The organism is Subtercola boreus, assembly GCF_006716115.1.
In the GTDB taxonomy this organism is placed as follows: domain Bacteria; phylum Actinomycetota; class Actinomycetes; order Actinomycetales; family Microbacteriaceae; genus Subtercola; species Subtercola boreus.
The window spans coordinates 2,724,792-2,749,212 of sequence record NZ_VFOO01000001.1 but is presented as its reverse complement, the minus strand read 5'-3'; the positions used below and the strand labels follow the sequence as shown (position 1 = coordinate 2,749,212).

At 67.6% G+C, this 24,421-nt stretch carries 23 protein-coding genes; 15 read left to right on the top strand and 8 right to left on the bottom strand.

Annotated elements, in window-relative coordinates; genetic code table 11:
- The first annotated feature begins 26 nt into the window (after positions 1 to 26).
- Entirely contained in the window at positions 27 to 1,007 is a 981-nt protein-coding gene (locus tag FB464_RS20510) for a DUF1003 domain-containing protein (protein WP_342780712.1), read from the top strand.
- 91 nt (positions 1,008 to 1,098) lie between these two features.
- On the opposite strand, the gene FB464_RS12810 is transcribed toward FB464_RS20510, so the two are convergent.
- Positions 1,099 to 2,175: an MFS transporter gene (locus FB464_RS12810; protein WP_116413506.1), complete on the bottom strand. Its 1,077-nt coding sequence runs from the start codon at positions 2,173 to 2,175 to the stop codon at positions 1,099 to 1,101.
- Between the two features lie 268 nt (positions 2,176 to 2,443).
- Complete coding sequence (locus FB464_RS12805; RefSeq protein ID WP_116413507.1) at positions 2,444 to 2,758, bottom strand: aldehyde dehydrogenase family protein; 315 nt, start codon at positions 2,756 to 2,758, stop codon at positions 2,444 to 2,446.
- A 102-nt stretch (positions 2,759 to 2,860) separates the two neighbouring features.
- Here FB464_RS12805 and FB464_RS12800 point away from each other — a divergent pair, with 102 nt between their 5' ends.
- From FB464_RS12800 to FB464_RS12780, 5 genes are all read left to right on the top strand, one after another.
- Positions 2,861 to 4,330, top strand: coding sequence for an APC family permease (locus FB464_RS12800; RefSeq protein ID WP_116413508.1), 1,470 nt, complete (start codon positions 2,861 to 2,863; stop codon positions 4,328 to 4,330).
- Complete coding sequence (locus FB464_RS12795) at positions 4,327 to 5,733, top strand: FAD-binding oxidoreductase (protein WP_116413509.1); 1,407 nt, start codon at positions 4,327 to 4,329, stop codon at positions 5,731 to 5,733. Before FB464_RS12800 ends, FB464_RS12795 begins: the two co-directional genes overlap by 4 nt.
- Positions 5,734 to 5,798: 65 nt before the next feature.
- Positions 5,799 to 7,022 carry a serine hydrolase domain-containing protein gene (locus tag FB464_RS12790; RefSeq protein ID WP_116413510.1) on the top strand — a complete coding sequence of 408 codons (1,224 nt, stop codon included), beginning with the start codon at positions 5,799 to 5,801 and terminating at the stop codon, positions 7,020 to 7,022.
- A gap of 148 nt (positions 7,023 to 7,170) precedes the next feature.
- Positions 7,171 to 8,793 (top strand): sialidase family protein, encoded by a 1,623-nt coding sequence (locus FB464_RS12785; RefSeq protein WP_116413511.1) that lies wholly within the window; start codon positions 7,171 to 7,173, stop codon positions 8,791 to 8,793.
- A 63-nt stretch (positions 8,794 to 8,856) separates the two neighbouring features.
- Positions 8,857 to 9,630, top strand: coding sequence for a glucosamine-6-phosphate deaminase (locus FB464_RS12780; RefSeq protein WP_116413512.1), 774 nt, complete (start codon positions 8,857 to 8,859; stop codon positions 9,628 to 9,630).
- Between the two features lie 44 nt (positions 9,631 to 9,674).
- Here FB464_RS12780 and FB464_RS12775 read toward each other — a convergent pair whose 3' ends face one another.
- The 5 genes from FB464_RS12775 to FB464_RS12755 form a co-directional block, all read right to left on the bottom strand.
- Positions 9,675 to 10,646, bottom strand: a complete 972-nt coding sequence (locus tag FB464_RS12775) for a DUF4862 family protein (RefSeq protein WP_116413513.1) — start codon at positions 10,644 to 10,646, stop codon at positions 9,675 to 9,677.
- Positions 10,643 to 11,692: a Gfo/Idh/MocA family protein gene (locus FB464_RS12770; protein ID WP_116413514.1), complete on the bottom strand. Its 1,050-nt coding sequence runs from the start codon at positions 11,690 to 11,692 to the stop codon at positions 10,643 to 10,645. Before FB464_RS12770 ends, FB464_RS12775 begins: the two co-directional genes overlap by 4 nt.
- Positions 11,689 to 12,714, bottom strand: coding sequence for a Gfo/Idh/MocA family protein (locus FB464_RS12765; RefSeq protein WP_116413515.1), 1,026 nt, complete (start codon positions 12,712 to 12,714; stop codon positions 11,689 to 11,691). The genes FB464_RS12770 and FB464_RS12765 overlap by 4 nt, the downstream gene beginning before the upstream one ends.
- Positions 12,704 to 12,877, bottom strand: coding sequence for a twin-arginine translocase TatA/TatE family subunit (locus FB464_RS12760; protein WP_116413516.1), 174 nt, complete (start codon positions 12,875 to 12,877; stop codon positions 12,704 to 12,706). The genes FB464_RS12765 and FB464_RS12760 overlap by 11 nt, the downstream gene beginning before the upstream one ends.
- Before the next feature lie 85 nt (positions 12,878 to 12,962).
- Positions 12,963 to 13,703 (bottom strand): FadR/GntR family transcriptional regulator, encoded by a 741-nt coding sequence (locus FB464_RS12755; protein ID WP_116413517.1) that lies wholly within the window; start codon positions 13,701 to 13,703, stop codon positions 12,963 to 12,965.
- Positions 13,704 to 13,793: 90 nt separating this feature from the next.
- On the opposite strand from FB464_RS12755, the gene FB464_RS12750 reads away from it, so the two are divergent.
- The 8 genes from FB464_RS12750 to FB464_RS12715 all read left to right on the top strand — a co-directional run bounded on the left by FB464_RS12750 (position 13,794) and on the right by FB464_RS12715 (position 23,362).
- Positions 13,794 to 15,404, top strand: a complete 1,611-nt coding sequence (locus FB464_RS12750) for an ABC transporter substrate-binding protein (protein WP_116413518.1) — start codon at positions 13,794 to 13,796, stop codon at positions 15,402 to 15,404.
- On the top strand, positions 15,401 to 16,354 hold the full coding sequence (locus FB464_RS12745; protein WP_116413519.1) for an ABC transporter permease: 954 nt from the start codon (positions 15,401 to 15,403) through the stop codon (positions 16,352 to 16,354). The genes FB464_RS12750 and FB464_RS12745 overlap by 4 nt, the downstream gene beginning before the upstream one ends.
- A 2-nt stretch (positions 16,355 to 16,356) precedes the next feature.
- Positions 16,357 to 18,384: a dipeptide/oligopeptide/nickel ABC transporter permease/ATP-binding protein gene (locus FB464_RS12740; protein ID WP_116413520.1), complete on the top strand. Its 2,028-nt coding sequence runs from the start codon at positions 16,357 to 16,359 to the stop codon at positions 18,382 to 18,384.
- Positions 18,381 to 19,190: an ABC transporter ATP-binding protein gene (locus FB464_RS12735; protein ID WP_116413521.1), complete on the top strand. Its 810-nt coding sequence runs from the start codon at positions 18,381 to 18,383 to the stop codon at positions 19,188 to 19,190. The genes FB464_RS12740 and FB464_RS12735 overlap by 4 nt, the downstream gene beginning before the upstream one ends.
- Positions 19,191 to 19,271: 81 nt before the next feature.
- The gene (locus FB464_RS12730; protein ID WP_116413522.1) at positions 19,272 to 20,198 is read left to right on the top strand and encodes a dihydrodipicolinate synthase family protein; all 927 of its coding nucleotides are present in this window, start codon (positions 19,272 to 19,274) and stop codon (positions 20,196 to 20,198) included.
- Positions 20,195 to 21,160 carry an ROK family protein gene (locus FB464_RS12725; protein WP_116413523.1) on the top strand — a complete coding sequence of 322 codons (966 nt, stop codon included), beginning with the start codon at positions 20,195 to 20,197 and terminating at the stop codon, positions 21,158 to 21,160. Before FB464_RS12730 ends, FB464_RS12725 begins: the two co-directional genes overlap by 4 nt.
- Positions 21,157 to 21,870: an N-acetylmannosamine-6-phosphate 2-epimerase gene (locus FB464_RS12720; protein WP_116413524.1), complete on the top strand. Its 714-nt coding sequence runs from the start codon at positions 21,157 to 21,159 to the stop codon at positions 21,868 to 21,870. The genes FB464_RS12725 and FB464_RS12720 overlap by 4 nt, the downstream gene beginning before the upstream one ends.
- Positions 21,871 to 21,961: 91 nt before the next feature.
- Positions 21,962 to 23,362 (top strand): dihydrolipoyl dehydrogenase family protein, encoded by a 1,401-nt coding sequence (locus tag FB464_RS12715; protein ID WP_116413525.1) that lies wholly within the window; start codon positions 21,962 to 21,964, stop codon positions 23,360 to 23,362.
- Between the two features lie 57 nt (positions 23,363 to 23,419).
- Here the strand turns inward: FB464_RS12715 and FB464_RS12710 are convergent, their stop codons facing one another.
- Complete coding sequence (locus FB464_RS12710) at positions 23,420 to 24,070, bottom strand: TetR/AcrR family transcriptional regulator (RefSeq protein WP_281279774.1); 651 nt, start codon at positions 24,068 to 24,070, stop codon at positions 23,420 to 23,422.
- A gap of 67 nt (positions 24,071 to 24,137) precedes the next feature.
- On the opposite strand from FB464_RS12710, the gene FB464_RS12705 reads away from it, so the two are divergent.
- On the top strand, positions 24,138 to 24,416 hold the full coding sequence (locus FB464_RS12705) for a putative quinol monooxygenase (RefSeq protein ID WP_116413526.1): 279 nt from the start codon (positions 24,138 to 24,140) through the stop codon (positions 24,414 to 24,416).
- Positions 24,417 to 24,421 lie beyond the last annotated feature (5 nt).

Here is a 24,421-nt window from a genome sequence, read left to right as displayed (position 1 = left end):
GGGTCGCTGCTCTTGGCCTCGGCGTCGTGCTCTTGGTCGGTGGGATCTTTGTTCCAGCGCACTATCTCGAGCCCTGGGCGACCACGTACGCGGACCAGTACACCGACCCGCGTACGAAGGTCGTCTCCCAAGCCCTCCTTGCACCCAGCGGACACAACATGCAGCCCTGGACGCTCTCGCTCGATCCTGATGACACCGACGTGCTGAACCTCTGTGTCCACCCCCTCACCGCCTCGCAGACCACCACCCTGACGGGCCTCGCCGACAATGTGGGAGCGGCGCTGCAGATCTTCACCGACCAGGACAACCTCAAGACCCTGGACGCGTTCGGCGTCCCCCTCCGGAAGGACCTGCTGCAGTGCGGCGATGACCGCCGCCAATTCGGGTTCGGGTTGCTCGAGGAGGGCGAGCTCGACGCAGTTGCGGGCGATCAGGGCGGCAGCGAGCGGCTGGCCAAAGATCGTCGACGGCTGGGTGAAAACCCTCTCCAGACCGGCGCGAGAGCTGACCCGCCACCGCGAAGCTGCATCCGCAGAGGAGCCCTCATTCCAGTGGGAAGCGGCCAGGCCCCTGGCGTCGATCGCCGGTTGCGGGAGGGTGATGGTGCGTCGCAGCCGCGTCTCACGACAGGGCAGCGCGCTGCCGACGCGCTGCGGAACGGGGTGGGCAGTTGGCCCTTCATCGGCATCTTCATCGCACTGGTGGGTGTCTGGGCAAGGCGTCAACACCATCGCGCTGAAAGACGGGTCATGGGACCCCTACCCATACTTCCTGCTGAACCTCTTCCTCTCCATGCTCGCGGACTCCAGGGTGCGATCCTCCTGATCGCGGCGAAACGACAGGACTCCATCAGCGCAGCAATGGCACAGCACGACTTCGATACCAACGTGGCGTCGAAGACAGAGATCGACCGGCTCCTTCAGCTCGGCCAACAGCATCGGCAGATGATCACCGAACTCACAGAACTCGTCAACACGTTCGCGACTTCCGCCGCTGCCCGTGCCTGACTTGGAACTCGCTCCATCCCCGCTATGGCGTCGCTGTCGCGCCGCTGCACGCCGAGTTGGGTGCCTCAGAAATCTTGAGATGAACGAGGCATCAACCGGTCGGCTCTCGGAACACGCTGAACTCGGCCACACTCGGTAGGCCTCGTCCAAGGAGGGCGGCACCGGCAGCGGTGAGGAGGAGCCCGAGAGTGACGACGACCACCCATGAGGCCGGCACACCACTGCCGAGGAGGACACCCGCTAATGGGGGGCCGAGGAATTTGGAGACGGGGTAGGTCGCTGAGTTCAGAGAGTTGTATCGCCCTCTGAGCCCATCCGAGGCTAGAGCGTTGGGCATCGCCTTGATGACCGGGCTCAGGAACGTCTCGCTCACTCCGAAGACGCCGAGTGCTGACACCACGAGCACTGCCGCCCAGGCGGCAGAAAGCCCCGCGAGAGAGGCCACGCCGGTCAAGACCCATGCGGCGGCGCCGCACAAGGCGCACAGGATGAGCAGACGGCTGCGTCGCACCGACCGGGTCAACCGTTCCACAGGTAGCTGAAACACGATGATGGCCAGGGTGTTCGCCGCGAACGCGAACCCTATGACCTGCGCCGTCCCGCCCGGGCCCAACGCCACAAACGCTGCCCAAGGACCCTCCGTCTGCGCACTTCCAAACACCGCCAGGCCCAGCAGGACCACGAGGTACCCGACGAAGTGCTTGTCTTGCAGGACCGTTCTGTACGACGGCGCGGCCAGTGCGTTTGGCCGATGAGCGTGCGCTGTCCACCCAACCGTCCCTCGCACCCCTACGAGGAGAATCACTGCGAACAACGCAGTGCTCACGCCGTCGATCCCGTAGACGTAACGAAAACTGGCCGGTCGCTCGACACTGACCGTCGCCGCCGCAATCAACGAACCCGCCCCGATGCCGACATTCATCAGCCCGAAGCGCACAGCGAAGGCGCGGGATCGCCGCTCCGCCGGAACCTGGTAGGTGACTGACCCATTCAAGCTCGGCCAAACCATGGAATTGCCCATCGACAGCAGCGCTAAGCCGGTCCCACCCATGACGGGCTCCCTGGCTACAGCCAGGACGAGGGTGCCGCCGGCTTGCAGCATCAGACCGAATACCGCGACAAGCGTCGCGTTGAAAGCCCGGAGCTCTGCCGTCCGCTCTGCACTCACGAGCGCGACCTCACGGTGTCAGCCCCCGGCGCGAGCACAACGCACGCGAGAATGAAGAGAGGAGCGTGCACGGTCACATGTCCAATCCGGAGGGTTTGCCGTCAGGCGCAATCGCACGCCCGAGAGGGTGCTGCCCGTCGGTCGCAACGCGACGCGGATCATCACGCTCACCCGCTTGGTCCGCGATCGCACTTTGGAGCGGCTTACAGCGACAGGTTTCCTGCTCTCCTTCGAAACCAAGACACGACGGGAGTGAAAAGCGTACTCGCTACACTCGACGCGACTGGTTGATGACCTGACGCGCGGTGTACTCAAGGACTCCGGCTTCGCCGAACTCGCATCCCGCGCCGCTCTGTTTGATGCCACCGAACGGCACGTCGTACATCAGCGCCTGGTGCTGATTGATCCAGACCGTTCCGCTGTCGAGGCGCCGGGCTACCGAGACGGCGCTCTCGATGTCGGTGCTCCACACCGAGGCACCGAGACCGAAAGGTCCCGCGTTCGCCCGTTCCACGACGTCATCGATGTCGTGGAACTTCAGGATGGAACGGATCCACAAGCATGGCGGCGCGGTCAGCTGCATCGGAACTCCCCGGGCCGCCCTCTAGAGGACGTGTCCGCAAGAGGATCTTGTCGCTGAGGGAGCCGCCCGACACACTGACTGTGTCGACAGGGGAAGAACACCATGACAGACCGACTCACCGACGCGGGCCCGAGTCGATCCGAGGCCGCGAGCGCCGACCAGCCACAGCTCAAGCGCACCCTCGGCGGCTTTCAGGTCTTCGCGATCTCGTTCGCCTTCATCTCTGTCGCGGTCGGTGTCTTCGCGACCTACGGCGAGGTACTGCAGACGTCGGGACCCGTCGGAATCTGGCTCTGGGTGCTCGCCGCCGTCGGGCAGACGCTCGTCGCGCTCGTCGTCGCGCAGTTCGCTGCCCGGATCGCGTTGAGCGGCTCGTCGTACCAGTGGGCCTCCCGGCTCGCGAACCCGAAGGTCGGCTGGTTCTTCGGCTGGTTGAGCTTCTGGTACCTCGCCATCGCGGTCGTCACGATGGCCAATGCAATGGCGAGCCAGGCGGTGATGCCGCTGCTCGGAATGGACGCCGATGAAGGGATGGCGCGCATCCTCACCCTCGTGATCCTCGTCGTGCAGGCCGCTCTCGTGATCGCGTCGACGAGGCTGTTCGGCCTGATCACCTCCGCCGCGGTGGCCGTCGAGCTCGGCATCATCGCGGTGCTGGTCGTCGGACTTCTGATCGTGCTGGCCGTGACCGGCGGTGGGGATGCCGCCACTCTCGTCTCCCGGGGAACGTCGATCACCGATCCGAACTACTTCGCCATCGGGGGTGGCCTCACGGCCGGCGCGCTGATGGGGCTCACGACCCTGGTCGGCTTCGACTCCGCAGCGAACCTGGCCGAGGAGGCGAAGAACCCCTTCCGCACCGTTCCGCGGGCGATCGTCGGGTCGGTCATCGCGGCGAGCGTCGCAGGTCTGGTCTTCCTCATCGTTCTGACGGTGTCGATCAAGGATGTGGATGCCGTCACCGCCGATCCCTCGCCGGTTGCAGCGATCATCCGGGGCCAGCTCGGCCCGGTCTGGGAGCGCATCCTGCTCGGCGGCATCGCGTTCGCGTTCTTCGGTGCCGGAATGGTCGTGATGGCGGCCTGCTCGCGCCAGGTCTTCGCGATGGCCCGTGACGGCCGTTTCCCCGCGGCGCGGCTGATGAGCCGGGTGAACCCGGTGACGCGAACGCCCGTCGCGGCGACGGTGCTGATCGTCGTCATCGGCGTCGTTCTGATGATCGCGCTCCCCGGTGACGCCCTGATCCAGCTGATCGTCGGGGGGACCCTGCTGCCGGCCCTGATGTACGGGGGCATCGTGGTGCTCTACCTGGTGGTGCGCGGCAAGCTCGAGAAGAAGGCCGGGGGGTTCAGTCTCGGGCGCTTCGAACTGCCGGTCACGGTGGTGGCGCTGGTCTGGGTCGCGCTGGTGCTCGTCGTGCTGGTGACGCCGCCCGATGCCTTCGTGCCCTCGCTGGTGGTGCTCGGGCTCCTTCTGGCAGGAGCGGTGTACTTCGCGTGGCTGATGATCTTCCGGCGACGGGTTCTCGAGAGCGAGTCCGATGGCGGCTCGGCCGTCGAGGCGGTCGAATGAGCGACCTCGGCCAAACGTCTGCCGGCATCGTCCCTGATCTGGGCGCACTTCCCGGCCGGGTCGTGCGGGCGGGTGATGACGGGTACGACGCGGCCCGAAGGTCGTGGAACCATCTCTTCTCGCACCGGCCGGCCGCGCTCGTGTACCCGCAGTCGACCCCGGATGTCGTCGCTGCAGTGAGCTGGGCCCGGAACGCCGGTGTACCCCTGCGGGTACGCAGCGGCGGCCACTGCCTCGAGGGTTGGTCGACGCTGGACGATGGTCTTGTGATCGACGTCAGCGAATTGGTGTCGGTCACGATCGATGCCGAGAACCACACGGCGACCGTCGGTGCAGGTGTGTCCCAGGCGGCAGCGGTCGCTGCGCTCGGTGCAGCCGGATTCGCCGCCCCGACGGGCACTGAGGGTTCGGTCGGGCTCGCCGGCGCAACGCTCGGCGGGGGCTTCGGGCTGCTCACCCGGGCGTTCGGCATGGCGTGCGACAACCTGCTCTCCGTCGAGATCGTGGTGGCTTCGGGTGCGGAGGCGGGTGCCGGGGCGGAGGCGATCACGGTCGACTCCGACCATCACGGGGAATTACTGCGTGCGCTCAGGGGCGCGGGCAACGGCAGCTTCGGGGTGGTGACCGCGTTGACGTTCGCCGTGCATCCGCTCGCCCGCGTCGCCTCCGTCACGGCGACGTGGCCGGGCCTCACTGCCCTCGCCGAGGTGTTCGACGTCTGGCAGCGCACGGCGCCGTTCGCCGACGAACGCCTGACCAGCCAGCTGGAGATCGACCGCCAGTCGGTCGTGCTGTTCGCGGTTCTCGCGTCGGGTGACGAACGCGAAGCACTGCGGATGCTCGAGCCTCTGCTCGCGATCGGTTCGCCCCACGTCGTGACCACCGATGCACCCTGGGCCCAGACGTACGCGGGCTTCCAGATCCCGACGGGCGACGAGCCGGCCAACTGGACGTTCCGCTCGCAGTTCGTCACGGAGCCGCTCCCGCCGGAGGCGATCGACATCATCGGCTCGTTCCTGGCCAGCGCTCCGACCGAGGGATGCAACTACTTCACCAACGCGTTCGGAGGTGTGGTGTCCGAAAGCGAACCCCGCGGCGGAAGCGCCTTCGCTCACCGCGACGCCCTGTTCTACGCCGAGCCGGGCGCCGGATGGGGCGTCCGCGGGGGAGTTGCCGCGCTAGACGATCCGCTGACCCCGGTGTGTCTCGCCTGGGTGGCTGCGTTCGCCGCCGCGCTCAAGCCGTACGGGAACGGTGCCTACCCCAACGTGCCCAATGTCGGCGCCGACTCGTGGGCGAGAGACTACTGGGGACCCGACCTGGCGCGGCTCTCGGCCGTCAAACGAGCCTACGACCCGGCCGACGTGTTCCGCTTCGAGCAGAGCGTGCCCCAGAGCGCGTGACCCTCTCCGCGCACTTCTCTCCCTTCCGCCCGTTCAGCTGAACCCCGTCCGATCCAGGAGTCACCATGGGCACATCCGCCCGCCTCGCCCGAACGACCACTGTCGTCGCCCTCGCCCTCCTGCTGGCCGGATGCTCTACGCCATCCTCCACCGGTTCGGCGCCGACGGCCACGACTACCCCCACAGCGACCGCCTTGGCCCCGGCGGTACCGGCCTATCCGACCGACACCGTGGCCGCCATCACGAAGGCGGCCACCGACGTGATGACGGCCAACAACATCCCCGGCGCCATCGTGCTCCTCCAGACCCCCGATGGTCGTTTCGAGCAGCCGTTCGGCGTCGCCGACAAGACCTCGGGCGCGCCGCTCACACGTGACGAGTACATGCGCATCGGGAGCATCACCAAGACGATGACGGTGACCGTCGTGCTCCAGCTCGTCGACCAGGAGAAGGTCGGCCTCGACACCCCCATCCGCACCTACCTGCCCGAGCTGCCCGAGACCTGGAAGGCCGTGACGGTGCGCCAGCTCGCAGACATGCGGAGCGGCATCCCGAGCTACACCGGCACCAAGCAGTTCGACGACGAATTCTTCGCCGACCACCAGCGCCAGTACATGCCAACGGAACTGCTCGCCATGGTCGAACCTCTCGACCTGCTCTTCGCCCCCGGCACCGACTTCGACTACTCGAACTCGAACACGGTCATCCTGGGCCAGCTCATCGAGAGGATCACCGGGGCGTCGTACGCGTCCGCCATGCAGGGCCTGTTCGATGCGGCTGGGCTGAATCAGACAGTGTACGCAGAGGCTTCGAGCGGCTTTCCCGAACCCCACCCTCGCGGCTACACGAACCTCACGACCGACGGTGGAGAGGCCGATGCGACCGACTGGAACGCCTCGTGGGGGCAGGCGGCCGGAGCCGGAGTCTCGACCATCGGCGATCTCGAGACGTGGCTCGGCGACCTGCTCGACGGTTCACAGGTGAGCGCTGAGTCCCAGCGCCAGCGGCTCGATCTGGTGAGCATTCCGGGTAATCCCCCGAGCACCGGCTATGGTCTGGGGATCGCGCGCACGAACGGCTGGATCGGGCACAGTGGCGATCTGCCCGGGTATTCCACGACGATGTACGGCCGCGAAGACGGTTCGAAAGTCATCGTCATCACGTCCACCAACTCGCTGGTGACGCCGGCAGGGGGAACTCCCGTCCCGCCGAGTGCGGCCATCGCGTCGGCCGTCTCGGCGGTCGTGCTCCCCGACTCGCCGTTCGTGTTCCCGCACGTCGGCGCCTGAAGGCTCGAAACCCTCGGCGCGGGGGGAGTACTCCCTCGGCCGGGTGCAGAGGGAAGAGGGCGGCGGGGCGGGCTTGACGGGTGATGGAGCACCCCCGTATTCTGAAATACATACGACATCAGATGTCATTCGTTCGAGGGAGCTTGCAATGTCGCATCGCCGCTGGTTGTCATCACTCGTGGGAATCGCCGTCGTCGGCGGTCTGGCGCTCTCCGGCGCCGGCGCCGCCCAGGCGACACCGACCGATCCGCCGGGTACCTTCGCCCAACAGAACCTCGGCTCGACGCTCACCGGCACCTTCGCCGCGTATCGCATTCCAGCGCTCGCCTCCCTGGGCAACAACGTCGTCGTAGCGGCGTGGGACGGGCGGCCCACCAGTGCGGCCGACTCGCCGAACCCGAACTCGATCGTGATGCGGCGCAGCACCGACAACGGTGCAACGTGGGCTGCGCAGACCGTCGTTCGTGCCGGCAACCCCGATACCGCCGGCAATGGCGCCGCCAAGACCGGGTACAGCGACCCGAGCTTCGTCTGGGACTCCGTGGCCGCGAAGCTCTTCGTGTTCTCGGTCTACTCGAAAGACCAGGGCTTTGCAGGAAGCGGGTACGGCAACGACGACGCGAACCGCAGCATCATCAGCGCGCAGGTGTCGGAGTCGACGGACCTGGGCCTGACGTGGGGTGCCCCCCGACTGATCACGACGGTCGTGAAGCCCGGAACCAGCAGCAGCAGCAGTCCCCAGCCGGGTGCCGTCAAGGGAATGTTCGCCTCGTCGGGAGAGGGCATCCAGTTGAAGTACGGCGCGCACGCGGGCCGGCTCGTGCAGCAGTTCGCCGGAACCGTGCTCCAGGCGGACGGTTCCACGGCTGTCCAGGCCTACTCGGTCTATTCCGACGACCACGGGGTGACCTGGACTCGTGGCGCCTTCGTCGGCACGGGAATGGATGAGAACAAGGTCGTCGAGCTGTCGAACGGTTCGCTGCTCTTGAACTCGCGCACCAGTACGGGCGGCAGTCGCAAGGTCGCGACCTCGACCGATGGCGGTCAGACCTGGGGTGCAGTGACCGTCGACACGGATCTGCCCGATCCCGCCAACAATGCGTCCATCACGCGGTTGTTCCCCGACGCGGCGCTGGGTTCTGCGGACGCGGCCAAGCTGCTGTTCACCAATGCGGACAGCACCAGCTCCCGGCAGAACGTGTCCGCCCGCGTCTCCTGTGACGACGGTGCGACCTGGTCGTCGGTACGTCCGATCGCTCCCGGGTTCTCGGCCTATTCGACGGCGACCAGGCTGGGCAACGGGCAGCTCGGGGTTCTCTACGAGTCGAGCTACACCACGGGCATCCAGTTCGCCCGGTTCAGCGACGCGTGGCTCGACTACAGCTGCCCCTCGGCTGCGACGGCCACAACGTCGATCGATGGGGTGCACATCACGGGTTCCCGGAATGATGCGGGACGGAACGTCACCACCCAGCCCTATGTGGCGGGCGAGCTGGTCTCGTACGCCTTCGCGGTCACCAACACCTTCTCGACAACCGTCACCGTTGCCCCGACGTCGGGAAACGTCTCACCGCTCGTTCCCCCGGGCACGGGCAACTGCCGATACACCAACCTCGCTGCCGGGGCCGGCTACACGTGCTCGACACCGAAACACACGGTGACGGCCGCCGAGGTCGCTCAGGGCTACTTCGTTCCAGATTCCACCTGGACGGTCACCAGCGTTTCGACGTCGACCGCACGGGTGATCGGTGCGCGCGTGGCGCTGAGGTAGGTCCTGTGTGCTGGTCGCGTGGTCGGTCTGAGAAGCGTGTTGGTCTGAAGAGAAGGAGTCGTTGTGTCTGAAGTTGTGATCGCCGCCGATGCGGAGGAGGCCGGCGCTCTGGCTGCTGGCATCATCGGTCGGTTGGTGCAGGATGATCCTGCCGCCGTGCTGGGAGTGGCGACCGGCTCCACCCCCCTTCCGCTCTACCGGGCGTTGGCGACCCTGGGGCTCGACTTCAGAGGAGTCACTGCGTTCGCCCTCGACGAGTACGTCGGGCTGCCGCCCGGGCATGCCGAGAGCTACCGGCAGGTCATCGAACGCGAAGTGGTCGGGCCGCTCGGGCTCGACCCGACGCGGGTGCATGTGCCGAACGGCGACCCGGAGGAGCTGGCGCACGCCGGCTCCGACTACGAAGCCGCGATCGCTCTGGCGGGCGGCGTCGACGTGCAGATTCTCGGCATCGGCACCGATGGTCACATCGGGTTCAACGAGCCGGGGTCGTCGCTCGCCTCACCGACGCGCGTCAAAACGCTGACACCGGAGACGCGCGCGGACAACGCACGGTTCTTCGACTCGATCGACGACGTGCCGATGCACTGCGTCACCCAGGGGATCGGCACCATCCTGCGTGCACGGCACCTCATTCTCCTGGCGTTCGGCGAGGCCAAAGCGAGCGCGCTCGCCGCGGCGGTCGAAGGGCCGGTGACGGCATCTGTGCCGGCCTCCGCCATCCAGCTGCACCCCCGCGTGACGGTGATCGTCGACGAGGCCGCGGCCGCCCAGCTCGAACGTGCCGACTACTACCGGTACGTCTTCGCGAACCGCCCCGCCTGGCAGCAGCTCTGACGCAGCAGCTCTGACGCATCATCCTGTCGCCCAGGCGGCCGGGCTCAGCTCGTGAGGGCAGCGAGCGCGCCGAGCGTCAGAAGGGTGGGCTGGAGGCGCTGGTCGACGGATGTCGCTCCCGGCTTAGCACCCACCTTCACCCCGGCGTAGAGCAGCGGGCCCGCGGTGGCCAGGGCTGCACCCATCGCCTCGGTCGTGAGCAGTGACGCCGGTTCGGCGCCGTCTGCTTCCGGAAGCCCCGCAGAGGGGAGTTCCGGAGCGGGGGGCAGGTGCGCATCCAGCCAGGCCTCGCCGTAGCCCGTCTTGTCGGGAGAGACCCCCGAGAACATCAGTGCGGTGAGTGCACCCGTCTCGCGGAGCAGTGCCGAATGGCGGTTCGCCTCCAGGGGATCGCGGGTCTCGATGACCGATCGTGCCCAGTTGATGGTGTGGCCGAGGCGCGTGACGCTCGCCCGGGCATCCTGAACCGCACTGATCTCCTCCTCCAGCGTGAGAAAACCCTTCTGGGCAGCCCACGCGGCATCCGGCAGGAACGCGTCGCAGTGCTCCACCATCAGGGCGGCTCCCTGCCAGTCGAGCGCCTGGAGTTCGGCCAGCGATGCGGCGAAGGCAGCGGCCGACGACGAGGCGACGGTGCGGTTCGGTGCCGACTGCACCTGGATCGCCTGCACGCATCCCGCCCCGAGCACGTCGGACAGCTCCGTGACCTCGGCGTGCACCGTTCGCAGATCGTCGAGTGCGCGTCGGCGGCCTGCCGGGTCGTCCGAAGCCAGACCGTAGAACGGATCGGTGAGGAGGATGCGACCGGTTCCCGGAACACAGGTCACGACGTTTCGCCAGGCTTGGTCGAGCAGGTGCGCGAGCCTCGCCATGCCCTCCGGGTGAAGCGTTGTGGTGAAGGGCAGCTCCAGCCCGGTGATACCCGGCGCCCGGCGCAGACGGCGGTACCACTGCTCTTCGAGCTCCGGTGCCGCGGCGAGGTCGGGCGGCGAGGCCGCATAGGCGCCGACGATCATCGCGGCACCGTGACGGCACCCGAAGCGATGGCCCGGTAGGCGGCGTCGATCACCGAGACGGAGGCGCGGGCATCCGCAATGCCGTAGTCCGGCGCCCGCCCGGCCGCCAGTGCATCGACGAGGTGGGTGAAGAACCCGGCCAGTGCGGCCTCCGATCCGCCTCCGCCGAGGGCGTGGGAGCTGACCGACGGTTCATGGCCGAAGCGCGTGACGGCCGGCCGGTCATCGTCGATGCTCGCGTGCCCGTGAGATCCGAGGAGCCGGATGCTCGTGCTTGTCGGCCCGAGCCCGGGAGCGAAGGGAACGCGACCGACGGTCACGGTTGCTGTCACTCCGTGTTCGAGCCCCAGCGAGACGACCGCCGTGTCTTCGACACCGAAGCGAGCGTGCCCATTGTCGAACAGCGAGCCGGCCATCGCGTAGACGCTCACCGTCTCGAGGCCGGTCAGGTACCGGATGCTGTCGACGCAGTAGCCCAGAAAGTTCAGCAGCTCGCCGCCACCGCTGAGGGCGGGGTCGACGACCAGCTCGGGGCGCTCGACCGACGTGGCGAAGTGGGCGCCGCTCGCGAGGAACTCGACGTCGATGTGCCGCGGCAGGCCGAGGTGCCCGGCGTCGACCCAGGCACGGGCCCGGCGAAGCCCCGGGGCGTGGGTGCGGTTCACGACGGTGCAGATCCGGCCGGAGCGGTGGGCGGCCGCTGCGACGGCATCCGCGTCGGCCAGGGTCGCCGCTACCGGCTTGTCGATGAGCACGTCTATGCCGCGCTCGAGGGCGTCGATGGCCAGCCGGGCGTGCCGGGTCGGTTCGCTGCAGACCACGACAAGGTCGACGGCCTGGGAATCGAGGGCCCGCGCGATGTCGCCGAGCCACGGTACGCCTGCATCTGCTGCCGCGCGGCGGCTGTCGGCGATCATCCAGTCGGGGCAGTCGTCGTGCTCTGCCACCCCGACGATCTCGACGCGCGGGTCACGGCCGAGCAGCTGGAGGTAGGGCAGCGCATGCCGCACGCCTGAGGCGAAACTCACTCTGAGCGGAGCGCTCATGCCGCGACTCCCGTCACTCGGTTGCCCGGTTCGCCATGGTCGACCCGCACGGGCTGGCCGGACTCGAGGGACCGCTGCGCTGCGACCGCGGTCGCCAGCGCCACGCGCGCCTCCGTCGTCGTGACGATGAAGGGTTCGAGGCCCTGCGCCGCCCGCACCCAGTGTGCAAGCTGCAGGTTCAGGGCGTTCTCGATCGAGGGTGGGGCGACCGGATGACCGGGCGACGACAGCCCCGGATCGTCGTCGGTGCTGTGCGCCAGCGTGCCTTCAGTGCCGACGAGCACGATTCGCCGCAGGAACTCTCCCGGCTGGCGCAGGGCGTAGCAGAGCTCGAGCGTTGCGAGCGCTCCGTTCTCGAACCGCACCTGCACCTGGAAGCTGTCGGGCATGGGCATCTCCGCTGCGAAGGTGGGAAAGTTGCGCGCGAACACCTCGACGGGCCGCGAACCGGTCAGCCAGACGGCGAGATCGATGCTGTGTGTGCCGTTGTGCACGGGGTGCCCACCCGACCGTGACAGGTCGAGCTGCCATCCCCGCCAGCCGTTCGGCCAGACATGCCCGGTGTACCAGCTGACGTGCAGCAGCTTCGGGTCGCCGATGTCGCCGCGTGCAAGAGCCTGTTGCAACTCGGTGATCACCGGTTGGAAGCGCACGGTCTGGCCGACCATCAGAGTGCCTTCACGGCCTTCGGTCGCCTCCACCATCTCGTCGAAGTCGCTCACGGTGAGAGCGGCGGGCTTGTCGACGTGCACGTGCTTGCCCGCCTCACCTGCGGCCACGGTCCACCGGTGGTGGTCGGGCGTGGCGTTGACCACGTCGACAGCGTCGACATCGTCCCCGCTGACGGCGGTGTGGATGTCGGTGGTGGCGGCCGCCCCGCCGGCCAGCGCCGCGAGGGCGGAGGCTCGGCCGAGATCGGAGCCGGCGACGTGGGTGATGGTGACGCCGGGGATTCCCTGCAGCGCGAGCACGTGCTCGCGGGCGAAGGCCCCGGTGCCGACGACCGCGACTCTAAACGTCATCGGTGGAGGCGGGGGTGCGGAGCTCTGGCTTGACCTCGTCTTTGAGGATTCGAGCCGACTGCCCGAGGCTGCGGGCGAGCGCCGGCAGCTTCGTTGCTCCGAAGAGCAGGAGGAGAACGGCGATGACGACGACGGCGTGCCAGCCGTTGAGATTTGCGAGCATGAGGGATCTCGTTTCTACTGAAGGTCCGCCCACCCAACCACATCAGACATCCTATGTCCAGTGCCCGAGCCGCCTTCAGGTGACCTCAGTGCACCGTGGTCGCCTTCTCGAGAGCACGACGAAGGGGCTGGTAGTGGTCGATGACGGCCTTCTTGTAGGCCTCGAGGTCTCCGGTCTGGGCGGCATCGAGCATGGCGCCGTGGGCCTTCGCCGTCTCGTCCATGTCTGCCGCAGGCGGGAGGCCGAGCAGGGGGTAGACGACCGTGTTGACCTCCCAGAACGCCGCAACGAGCTGACCCACGAGAGCGTTGTCGAGATAGCTCAGCAGTCGGGAGTGGAACGCCAGGTCCTCGTCGGGGAAGGATTCGCCAGCCGTGGACTTCGTGACCATCACGGCCACCAGTTCCTTGAGGACGGAGTCGGCCGATCCGTTCAGCGCCGCAACGATCGCCGGCGCCATCGCCAGATCGAGCGCCTCGCGGACCTCGACCACCTCGCGGAGCGCGGCGAAGTTGTTCTCGGGGCTGAGGACACCGCGAAAGACGAGTCCTTCGACGAGGGGCGCAAGCGACAGGTTGCCGACATAGGTGCCGTACCCGTGGCGCACCTCGACGATGTCAAGGGCCTGCAGGGTGCGGATGGCCTCGCGAACGCTCGACCGGCTCACGCCGAGCGTTGCGCAGATCTCCGTCTCGGTGGGCATCAGGTCGCCGGGTCGCAGATCGTTCTTCAGGATGTAGTTCTTGATCTGGTCGGTGACCGTGTTGCGACGATGGCCGGGTTCGACGGTGAACGCTTCGACTGCAGGAGTTGTAGGGAATTCCATCTCGCGCTTGACCTTTCGTGCGGTGAGGTATTAGCTTCAGTGTATCGACTTAGGACATCTGATGTCCGATATTCTCTCGAAAGGCAGAACATGCTCAAAGACGTGCTCCACCTGCAGACCAGCCGCCGCGCCTTCATCGGCTCCGTTGGCGCCATGGGCATCGTCGCCGCACTGGCGGCGTGTTCCGGCCCGGGCTCGACAACCGGGGCCAACGGTGCCGCCGGCGGGTCGGCCGGCCCGGTCAAGACCGACGGCCTCATCACCGCCGGAATGTCGTACCCTCTTTCGACCGGCTTCGACCCCATGACCACCTCGGCCGCGCTGACCGTGGCCGGCAACTGGCACGTGCTCGAGGGTCTCGTCGACCTCGACCCCGTCACCCGTACGCCCTACGCCGCTCTCGCCACGTCACTGCCGACCCAGGTCGACGACACGACCTGGAAGGCGACACTCCGGAGCGGCGCCACGTTCCATGACGGCAGCCCGGTGACGATCGACGACGTCGTCTTCTCGTTCACCCGGGTGCTCGACCCGGCGAACAACTCCCTCTATCTCGGCTTCCTGCCGTTCATCGATTCGGTGACCGCTGTCGACGCCTCGACCGTGCAGTTCAAGCTGAAATACGCCTTCAGCCTCTTCCCGACCCGCATCTCGGTCGTCAAGATCGTTCCGAAGGCGCTGGTGACCGCCGATCAAGCTGCCTACGACAGCCTGCCCGTGGGCTCGGGGCCGTACAAGTACGTCTCGGCCACGAAAGACGACAAGATCGTGTTCGAGCGTTTCGACGCCTACAACGGATCGCGGCCCGCACTGGCCGCCGGCATGACCTGGAATCTTCTCTCGGATGCGTCAGCCCGGGTCACCGCGGCGCAGTCGGGCCGGGTCGAAGCCATCGAGGACGTGCCCTATCTCGATGCAGACGGGCTGGCCAAGACGTTGACGGTCGACTCCGTGCAGTCGTTCGGCCTGCTCTTCATGATGTTCAACTGCCAGGTCGCCCCGTTCGACGACAAGCGCGTTCGCCAGGCCTTCTTCTATGCCATCGACATGGACAAGGTGATCAACACCGCGCTGCTCGGCAACGCGACCGCTGCGACGAGCTTCGTGCCGAAAGACCACCCCGCCTATGTAGAGGCGAAGACGGTCTACAGCTATGACCCGGCCAAGGCGAAGCAGTTGCTCGCAGACGCCGGCGTCTCCAACCTCGCCGTGACGCTCCTGACCACCGACACGGCCTGGGTGAAAGACGTCGCACCGCTGATCAAGGAGAGCCTCGACTCGGTGGGCATCGCCACGACCCTCGACATCGGCCAGTCGGGCGGCCAGTACAAGAAGGTCGACGGCGGAGAGCTGCAGGTCATGGTCGCACCCGGTGACCCGTCGGTGTTCGGCCCCGACGCCGACCTTCTGCTGCGCTGGTGGTTCGCCGGTTCGGTCTGGCCGGTCAGCCGCTACCGCTGGGCGGGCACACCCGAGTTCGCCGAGGTGACGTCGTTGCTCAACGAGGCCGCGTCAGCGACCGACGACGCCGCCCAGAAGGCGACCTGGGGCCAGATCTACGACATCATCTCTGAAAACGTTCCTCTCTACCCTCTCTTCCACCGCAAGCTGCCCACGGCGTACGACCCCGCAAAGGTCCCCGGTTTCAAACCGCTGTCGATCACCGGGCTGTCGTTCCTCGACGTCGGTTCGACCGTATGATCGCGCTGCTGAGGCTGGCCGGGCGGCGGCTCGTCTGGCTGCCGTTCATGGTGCTCGGCATCACGCTGCTCGTCTTCTTCGTGATGCAGTTCACGCCGACGGATGCCGCCACCAATGCGCTCGGTGAGAGCGCCACGGAGGCAGCCAAGCAGGCCTACCGCGTTTCGCATGGGCTGACCGATCCGTTCTTCGTGCAGTACTTCCGCTTTCTCGGCGGGCTCTTCACGGGCAACCTCGGCGACACGGTGCCTCCCGCCCAGCCGGTCACCTCGCTCATCTCGACCGCGTTCCCGCTCACCCTGCAGCTCACGTTCCTCGGGCTGCTGATCGCGGTCGTGCTGTCGCTCGTGCTGGGTGTGCTGGCTGCGCTCTACCGCGACCGGTGGCCTGACCAGCTGATCAGGGTGGTGTCGATCGCCGGCATCGCGACGCCGTCGTTCTGGCTGGCCATCCTGCTCATCAAGTCGTTCGCCCTCGACCTGCAGTGGTTTCCGAGCGGCGGCTACGTCAACCCGGGCGACTCGTTCACCGGCTGGCTGCAGTCGCTCTGGCTGCCCGCTCTCGCTCTCGGCATTCCGGTGGCAGCCTCACTCACCAGGGTCGTCCGTACGTCGATGGTCGAAGAACTCGACCGGGACTACGTCCGGACGGCCATCGGATCGGGCCTGCCGATGAGGGTGGTCGTGGGCCGCAACGTGCTTCGCAACGCCCTCATCACGCCGGTGACGGTTCTGGGACTGCGGGTGGGTTACCTGCTGGGTGGCGCGGTGGTGATCGAGGTCATCTTCGACCTGCCGGGCATGGGCAAGCTCATTCTGAACGGAGTGACCTCGGGTGACACGAACCTGGTGCAGGGCGTGACGCTGATCATTGCTCTCACCTTCGTGATCGTCAACATCGTCGTCGACATGCTCTATCTGCTCATCAACCCACGAATCAGGACGGTCTGATCATGCGCCGTACGCTCACCGAACGCCTGAGCACACCAGGGCTCCGCCTGAAAGCGCTGCCGATCGGGTCGAAGATCGCTCTCGTCTTCTTCGTGCTCATCGTGCTGGCCGCCGTCTTCGCCCCGCTTGTGGCGCTGCACGACCCGCTCGAGTCCGGCATCCCTGCACAGCCGCCCTCGGCCGATCACTGGTTCGGCACCGATCGCACCGGCCGGGACATCTATGCCCGCCTGGTGTACGGGGCACGCTACTCGCTCGCCATCGGCCTCGGGGCGACAGTCATCGCACTCGTCGTGGCCGCTGTACTCGGCTCGATCGCCGCGACCGCCAGGAAGGCCGTCGCCGAGACGATCATGCGCCTGCTCGACATCGTGATGTCGTTCCCCGGCATCGCGCTCGCCGTCGTCTTCGTGGCGGTGTTCGGCAAATCGCTGCCGGTGCTGATCTGCACGCTCGCGTTCCTCTATGTTCCGCAGCTCTCGCGCATCGTCAGGGCGAACGTGCTCAGCCAGTTCGGTGAAGACTATGTGTCGGCCGAACGGGTGATGGGCGCGCGCACCGGGTACATCCTGCTGAAGCACGTCGCCCGCAACTGTGCGGCGCCGGTGATGGTCTTCGCGACCATCCTCGTCGCCGACGCCATCGTGTTCGAGGCGAGCCTGTCGTTCATCGGTGCAGGCGTGCAGGATCCGGCGCCCTCATGGGGCAATGTCATCTCGTACGGGCGAAACCTGCTGCTGAGCGGCGGCTGGTGGGCCACCTTCTTCCCCGGCCTCCTCATCCTGCTCACGGTGCTCGCCCTCAACATCCTCGCCGAGGGAATCACCGACGCCATGGTGCGGCCGAGCGTGCGCAAGAACGCTGCCGCCGTGGCGGCTGTCGCCGAGGTCGACGGGTCGGAGGCCGAGCTGGCCACCGTCACGACCGCCGCGACGCTCTATGAGCCCGAGACGCTCCGGCGCCACCTCGATCAGCTGCGGGTGGCCGAACGAGGCCGTACCGACCGTCTGGTCTACCGCGGAAGCGCGGACCCGCTCCTCGAGGTCAAGAATCTGAGCATCCGGTTCCCGGAGCGGCACGGCGACGTCGCCGTGGTCGACAACGTGAGCTTCTCCGTGCGACCCGACGAGACGATGGCGCTCGTGGGCGAGTCGGGCTGTGGCAAGAGCATCACCAGCCTGGCGATCATGGGGCTGCTGCCTGCGTCGGCGAAGGTCACCGGCGAGATCCTCTTCGAGGGCAGGAACCTGCTCGAACTGGCGCCCGGCCAGCGCAATGCGCTCCGTGGCCACGACATGTCGATGGTCTACCAGGACGCTCTCAGCTCGCTGAACCCGTCGATGCTCATCCGCAGCCAGCTGAACCAACTGCTGAAGCGGGGCGGAACCCGCACCGCCGAGGAACTGCTCGACCTGGTCGGGCTCGATCCTGCCCGCACGCTCAAGAGCTACCCGCACGAACTGAGCGGTGGCCAGCGGCAGAGGGTCCTCATCGCGTTGGCGCTCACCCGCAGCCCCAAGCTCATCGTCGCCGACGAGCCCACCACCGCACTCGACGTGACGGTGCAGGCGCAGGTGATCGACCTGCTGAACGACCTGCGCGAGAAGCTCGGCTTCGCAATGGTGTTCGTCAGTCACGACCTCGCCCTGGTGGCAGAGCTCGCGCACCGCATCACCGTGATGTACGCCGGGCAGGTGGTGGAATCGGCCCCGACGACGAGCCTGCTCACCAGGCCCCAGCACGAGTACACCCGAGGGCTGCTCGGGTCGGTGCTCTCGATCGAAGACGGGGCGGAGCGCCTGCACCAGATCCCCGGCATGGTGCCTTCTCCCCGCGATTTCGCTTCGGGCGACCGGTTCGCTTCGCGTTCACTCAGCGGGTCTGCCGTTCGTGCGGAGCGACCGGAGCTGCAGTTCATCCCGGGCACCGAGCACTCCTTCGCGAGTTTCAACCCCGTCGACCTGCCGGTCGGCGACGAACTGGCGGCCGGAATCGGCCTGCCCGTCGATGAACTGGAGGTGCGGCGATGACCGGCACAGCGAACACGACCGAGATCCTGCGGCTCGAGAACATCCACGTGGTGCACAAAGCGCGGACCGGTGGGCTCTTCCGGCCCGACCGCGTGCACGCCGTCAACGACGTGAGCCTCAGCGTTCACCGTGGTGAGACCATCGGCGTCGTCGGGGAGTCGGGTTGCGGCAAGTCGACGCTCGCGCGGGTGATGGTGGGGCTGCAGAAGCCGACATCGGGCTCTGTCTTCTTTCGCGGAACGAACATCGACAGGCGGTCGGCGTCGACGGCGAAGGCGTACGGCAAGGCCGTGTCGGTGATCTTCCAGGATCCTGCCACCGCGCTCAACCCCCGCATGAGCGTGCACGACGTGCTGATCGATCCACTGAACGTGCACGGCATCGGCTCGAAGGCTGCCCGGGAGAGCCGCGTGGCCGAGTTGCTCGCCCTCGTCGGACTGCCGCCATCGGCCGCCGAAGTGCTCCCCTCGCAGATCTCGGGCGGCCAGCGCCAGCGCGTCGCGATCGCCCGCTCGCTGGCCCTGGAACCCGACGTGATCGTGGCCGATGAACCGACGTCGGCGCTCGACGTGTCGGTGCGGGCGCAGATCCTGAACCTGCTCACCGACCTCAAGGTGCAACTCGGGCTCGGCATGGTCTTCATCTCGCACGACATCCAGACCGTGCGCTACGTCTCCGACCGCATTCTCGTCATGTACTTCGGGCGGGTGGTCGAAGACGGTACGGCGCGGCAGGTGTTCGAGCATCCGGCCGATCCCTACACCCGTACGTTGCTCGGCGCCGCTCCCGGGCTGCTGACGCACTGACCCGACAGGCGGGCCCACCACACCTCGGAGCCCTGCCGCCGACTTTCCACACCTCTCGTCACCAACGCAAGGAGAACCACCATGACCACCCCCCGCTTCCACGGCGTCATCCCGCCCGTCGTCACCCCCCGCACGGCCGACGGCGCCCTCGACCTGCACTCGTTCGGCACCCTCATCGAGTACCTGATCGCCGGTGGGGTTCACGGCCTCTTCGTGCTCGGTTCGTCGGGCGAGGTCGCCTTTCTGACCGACGCCGAGCGGCGCACGGTCATCGAGGAGGCCGTTCGTGTCACGGCCGGGCGCGTACCGATCGTCGTCGGGCTCAACGAGATGACGCCGGCGCGGATGATCGACCAGCTGCAGCTCGTCGAAGCGGCCGGTGCCGACGCCATCGTCGCGACCGCTCCCTTCTACGCCCGGCCGAGCGCTGCCGAGATCGAAGCCCACTTCCGCCTGCTCGCCGCTGCCACCACGCTGCCGGTGTTCGCCTACGACGTGCCGGTGCGGGTGTACAACAAGCTCTCGGTCGAGATGCTCGTGCGGCTCGGCAGCGAGGGTGTCATCGCGGGAGTGAAGGACTCCAGCGGCGACGACGTCGCGTTCCGTCGCCTCGTTCTGGCCAACCGGGCGGCCGGCAGCCCGCTTGTGCTCTTCACCGGGCATGAGGTGGTGGCCGACGGTGCGCTGCTCTGGGGCGCCGACGGCATCGTTCCCGGTCTGGGAAACGTCGACCCGCGCCGCTACGTCGAGATGTACAACGCTTCGCAGAATGCGGAGTGGGACCGTGCACGGGACCTGCAGGAAGACCTCTGCGCGCTCTTCGAGATCGTCTTCCAGGCGCAGGGTGTGAGTGGTGAGGCTGCCGGCCTCGGCGCATTCAAGACGGCCCTCGTCCGACTGGGCGTCATCGCCACCAACCGCATGTCGCCGCCGGTGCCGCCGCTCGACAACGACACCACCGACCTCATCAACGCGATCGTCGACCGCGCGGGACTGCTCGTTCGATGAGTGCCGGCGACCTGGTTCTCGGTATCGACATCGGCGGCACCAAGACGGCCGCCGGCCTTGTCGACCCGGACGGCCGGGTCTGGGCCCGGGCATCCGCCCGCACACCCGCCGATCTCGGACCCGAAGCCGTGGTCGAAACCGCGATCAGGCTCGCCATCGACGTGCTCTCGCAGTCGGGTGCCTCGCCCGTGCTGGGGTGCGGTGTGGGCTCGGCCGGGGTCATCGAACCGGGTGTCGGCCGTGTCGTCTCGGCGACCTCCTCCCTGCCCGGCTGGGCCGGTACGCCGCTGGCACGCGTCCTTTCGACACGGCTCCGGATGCCCGTCTCCGTCGTCAACGATGTACACGCCCATGCCGTGGGTGAGTCCCGTTTCGGCGCAGGCCGGGGCGTGCGAACGGTGTTGATGGTCGCCGCCGGCACCGGGATCGGAGGCGCCCTCGTCATCGACGGAACGGTGCAGACCGGCGCCCACGGTGCATCCGGACACCTCGGGCACATGCCCTCCGCTGAGGCCTCGGGCCTGCCGTGCACCTGCGGGCGGAGCGGACATCTCGAGGCCGTGGCCTCGGGGCCGGCGATCGCCTCGTTGTACCGGGCCCGCGCGCTGCCCGCCGCGGGGGAGCCAGTTGCGCACGCGGAGGCCGTCTTCGCACTCGCCGACGACGGCGATCCCCTCGCCGCCACGGTGATCGACTCCGCCGGCGTGGCGCTCGGCCGCACGCTCGGCGGCCTCATCAACGCCCTCGACCCCGATGTCGTCGTGGTCGGCGGAGGGTTGAGTGACGGCGGTGACCGGTGGTGGTCGGCGGTGTCGCGCGGAGTCGAGACCGAGGTCATCCCGGTGCTTCGGGCCTGCCCCATCGTGCCCGCAGAGTTGGGTGGAGATGCCGCGCTCGCGGGGGCGGCTGCCGTGTTCCGCAGCGAGCATCCAGCACTCGCCGAGGCGGGAGCGAACGCATGAGCGGGCTCGCTGCCGAGGTTCCGTCGACACTTCTCTCGGTGCGGGGAGGGCTGATCGTGTCGTGCCAGGCCTATCCCGGCGAGCCCATGCGCCACGCCGAGACGATGACGCAGATCGCCGAGTCCGCGGTGCGGGGCGGTGCGGTCGGAATCCGTGCACAGGGCCTCGCGGACATCGCCCTCATCCACGAACGCGTGGCGCTGCCCCAGATCGGCCTCTGGAAGGACGGCCATGACGATGTCTTCATCACGCCGACGTTCGAGCATGCTCTCGCCGTGGTGAGGGCGGGTGCCGAGATCGTCGCGATCGACGGTACGCGCCGGGTGCGGCCCGACGGCCTCACTCTCGCCGAGACGGTTCGGCGCCTGCACGACGAGACCGGTACGCTGGTGATGGCCGACGTGGGGTCGTTCGACGATGGCCTCGCCGCTGAAGACGCGGGGGCGGACTGTGTCGGCACCACCCTCAGCGGGTACACGGGCGACCGGCCGAAGACCGAGGGCCCCGACCTGGAGTTGCTCGCTGCCCTGGCCGGTCGCCTCGCCGTACCCGTCATCGCGGAGGGCCGCATCCACACGCCTGCCCAGGCGTATGCCTGCCTGACGGCGGGCGCTTTCGCGGTCGTCGTCGGCACGGCCATCACGCACCCCCAGTCGATCACCCGCTGGTTCGCCGACGCGGTCGCCGACGCTCGGGCCGCTCTGGCCTGACGAACGCTGCGGGGGTCGGTGACACTCGCGCGCCCCGGTCCCGGATAGGGTCGGCTCGAACACAGATTCCTGCCGACCGAACGAGGACCTCATGCCAGACACCTCCGCGCACTACGACGTCGCCGTGATCGGGGCGGGCCCGGCCGGCACGGCTGCAGCGCTCCGGGCCGCAGAGCTCGGTGCCCGGGTGGTCGTGCTGGAGGCCGCGCGCGTCGGCGGAACGTGCGTGAACACGGGCTGTGTGCCGACACGTGTTCTCGCGAAGACGGCGCGTCTCATCCGTGAGACCCGCCATGCGGACGTCTACGGTGTCGAGGTTCGGGAGCCCGTCATCGACTGGCGGGCGACCGTCGCCCGTGTCGGTGAGCGCGTCGACAGGGTGCGTTCCATCAAGCGCGAGGCCGAGCGGTTCGCCGAGGCCGGAATCGATCTCGTGCACGAGGGACGGGCACGGTTCGTTGACGACTCGACTCTTGTTCTCGACAGTGGGCGACGGATAACGGCGTCGTCGATCCTGATCTGCGTCGGTGGGCACTCCCGGCGGCTCCCGATCCCGGGCAGCGAGCTCGCGACGGTGCCCGAAGAGGTGCTGGCCCTGCCGGTACTGCCGCGGCGGGTCGCTGTCATCGGTGCGGGCAACACGGGGGCGCAACTCGTCACCGTCTTCAACTCCTTCGGGTCTGAGGTGACCCTGCTCGACGTGGCACCGCGCGTGCTGATGGCGTCGGACGCCTCGATCTCGGATGTCGTCTCCCACTCCTTCGCCGAGCAGGGCGTCGACGTGCGGACCGGGATCGACGGTGTCGACAGACTCGCCCGCACGGCGGACGGCACCATCGCGCTCACCTGGCGGGAAGCCGGTAAGACATCGACGAGGGATGTCGACGTCGTCATCATGGCCACGGGCTGGCCGGCCGATGTCGAAGACCTGGGCCTTGCGAACGCGGGCATCGAGGTGGTTCGATCCGCCATCCCTGCCGACCAGTACTTCCGCACCATCGTGCCGCACATCTTCGCCGTCGGGGACGCGAACGGGCGGGACATGCTCGTCCAGGCTGCGCAGTTCGAGGGTGAGGCTGCGGCTGAGAATGCTGTGCTCGGCGCCAACCGGCGCACACCCCACCACCTGCTCCCGGCCGGTGGTTTCACCGACCCCGACTATGCCGGGGTCGGACTCACCGAGCAGCAGGCCCGCGACCGTGACCCCAGCTGTGTCGTGGCCACGGTGCCCTACTCCCGGGTCGACCGCGCGGTGATCGACGATCGGGAAATCGGATTCCTGAAACTCATCGCGGACCGCCGCCGCGAACTGATCCTCGGGGCCCACGCGGTGGGTGAGAACGCGATCGAGGTCATCCAGTCGGTCACCACGGCCATGGCCGCGGGGGTGGATGTCTCGACCCTCGCGAACGTGCGGTTTGCCTACCCCACCTACAGTGCGGTGATCGGCATGGCGGCCCGGGCCCTCCTCGCCGAAGTCAGGGAGAGCTGACGGGGGAGACGGCTGCGCCTGTCTGGGCTCGCGAAGCCGGTGCCTTCGTCAGGGGCCTCAGCGCAGCAGGTAGCGAACAGCGAGTTCCTGGAGGTGTCGATCGAACTGCTCGTCGTCGAGTTCGAGAGAGGAGAACTCCGCCCCGTATGCCACTCGCACGACCCAGGCCGAGAACGCGGTGTCGAAGCAGTAGCGAACAGCGGCTACAGGCTCCGCATGACGGATCTCGGCAGTCACCCGACTGAGCAGCTCGACGAACTGCCCTTCGAACTCTTCGCGGTAGAGCGCGCCCCGATTCGCCACCTCGGCGACGGTGCTCGAGAGCAGGACGACCGCGCGAAGGAACGGGGCATTCTCGCGAAAACGGGCACCGATCTCGCCGATGGCACCTCGCACCAGGGGAGCGGCCGCGAGGCCGTGCCACCGATCTTCGCGCTGAAGCTCAGACTGACCGAGCCGCACCCGCGCCAGACCGTGCTCATAGACGGCCAGGAACAGGTCGTCTTTGCCGTCGACCCGGTCATAGATGAACCGAGGAGCAACCTCGGATGCTTCGCACAGAGCGCTGATGGTGAATCCTTCGTACCCGCGCTCAGCGAGGAGCTCCACGCCGGCGTCGAGGAGACGCGTCCACGCTTCGCGGCTGCGCTTCTGGAGCGGGGGGCGGACGGGGTTACTCGTGATTCCTCCAAAGAAAAGCCTTGACACATTGTGCCATGGCGGATAGAAACGTAGTGCGCACTACGGTTTTACGACAACGACGTCAGGACACTCAATGATTCTCATCACGGGAAGCGCCACCGCTCATCCGGAGGCCCGCGACCGACTCATCGCTCTCGCCCGCAAGGTCAGCGAAGCGACTCAAGGCGATGAGGGTTGCGTGAGCTACACCTTCGCCGCCGCCCTCGACAGCGACGCCATCATCGGTGTCGAACTGTGGCGTGACCGCGCGGCTCTGGACGCCCACATGAGGCATGAGCACACCCAGCGGTTCATCGCGAGCCTCGACGGTGTGTTGTCAGATGCACCCGTCATGCACGAGACCGAACTCTAGAACCG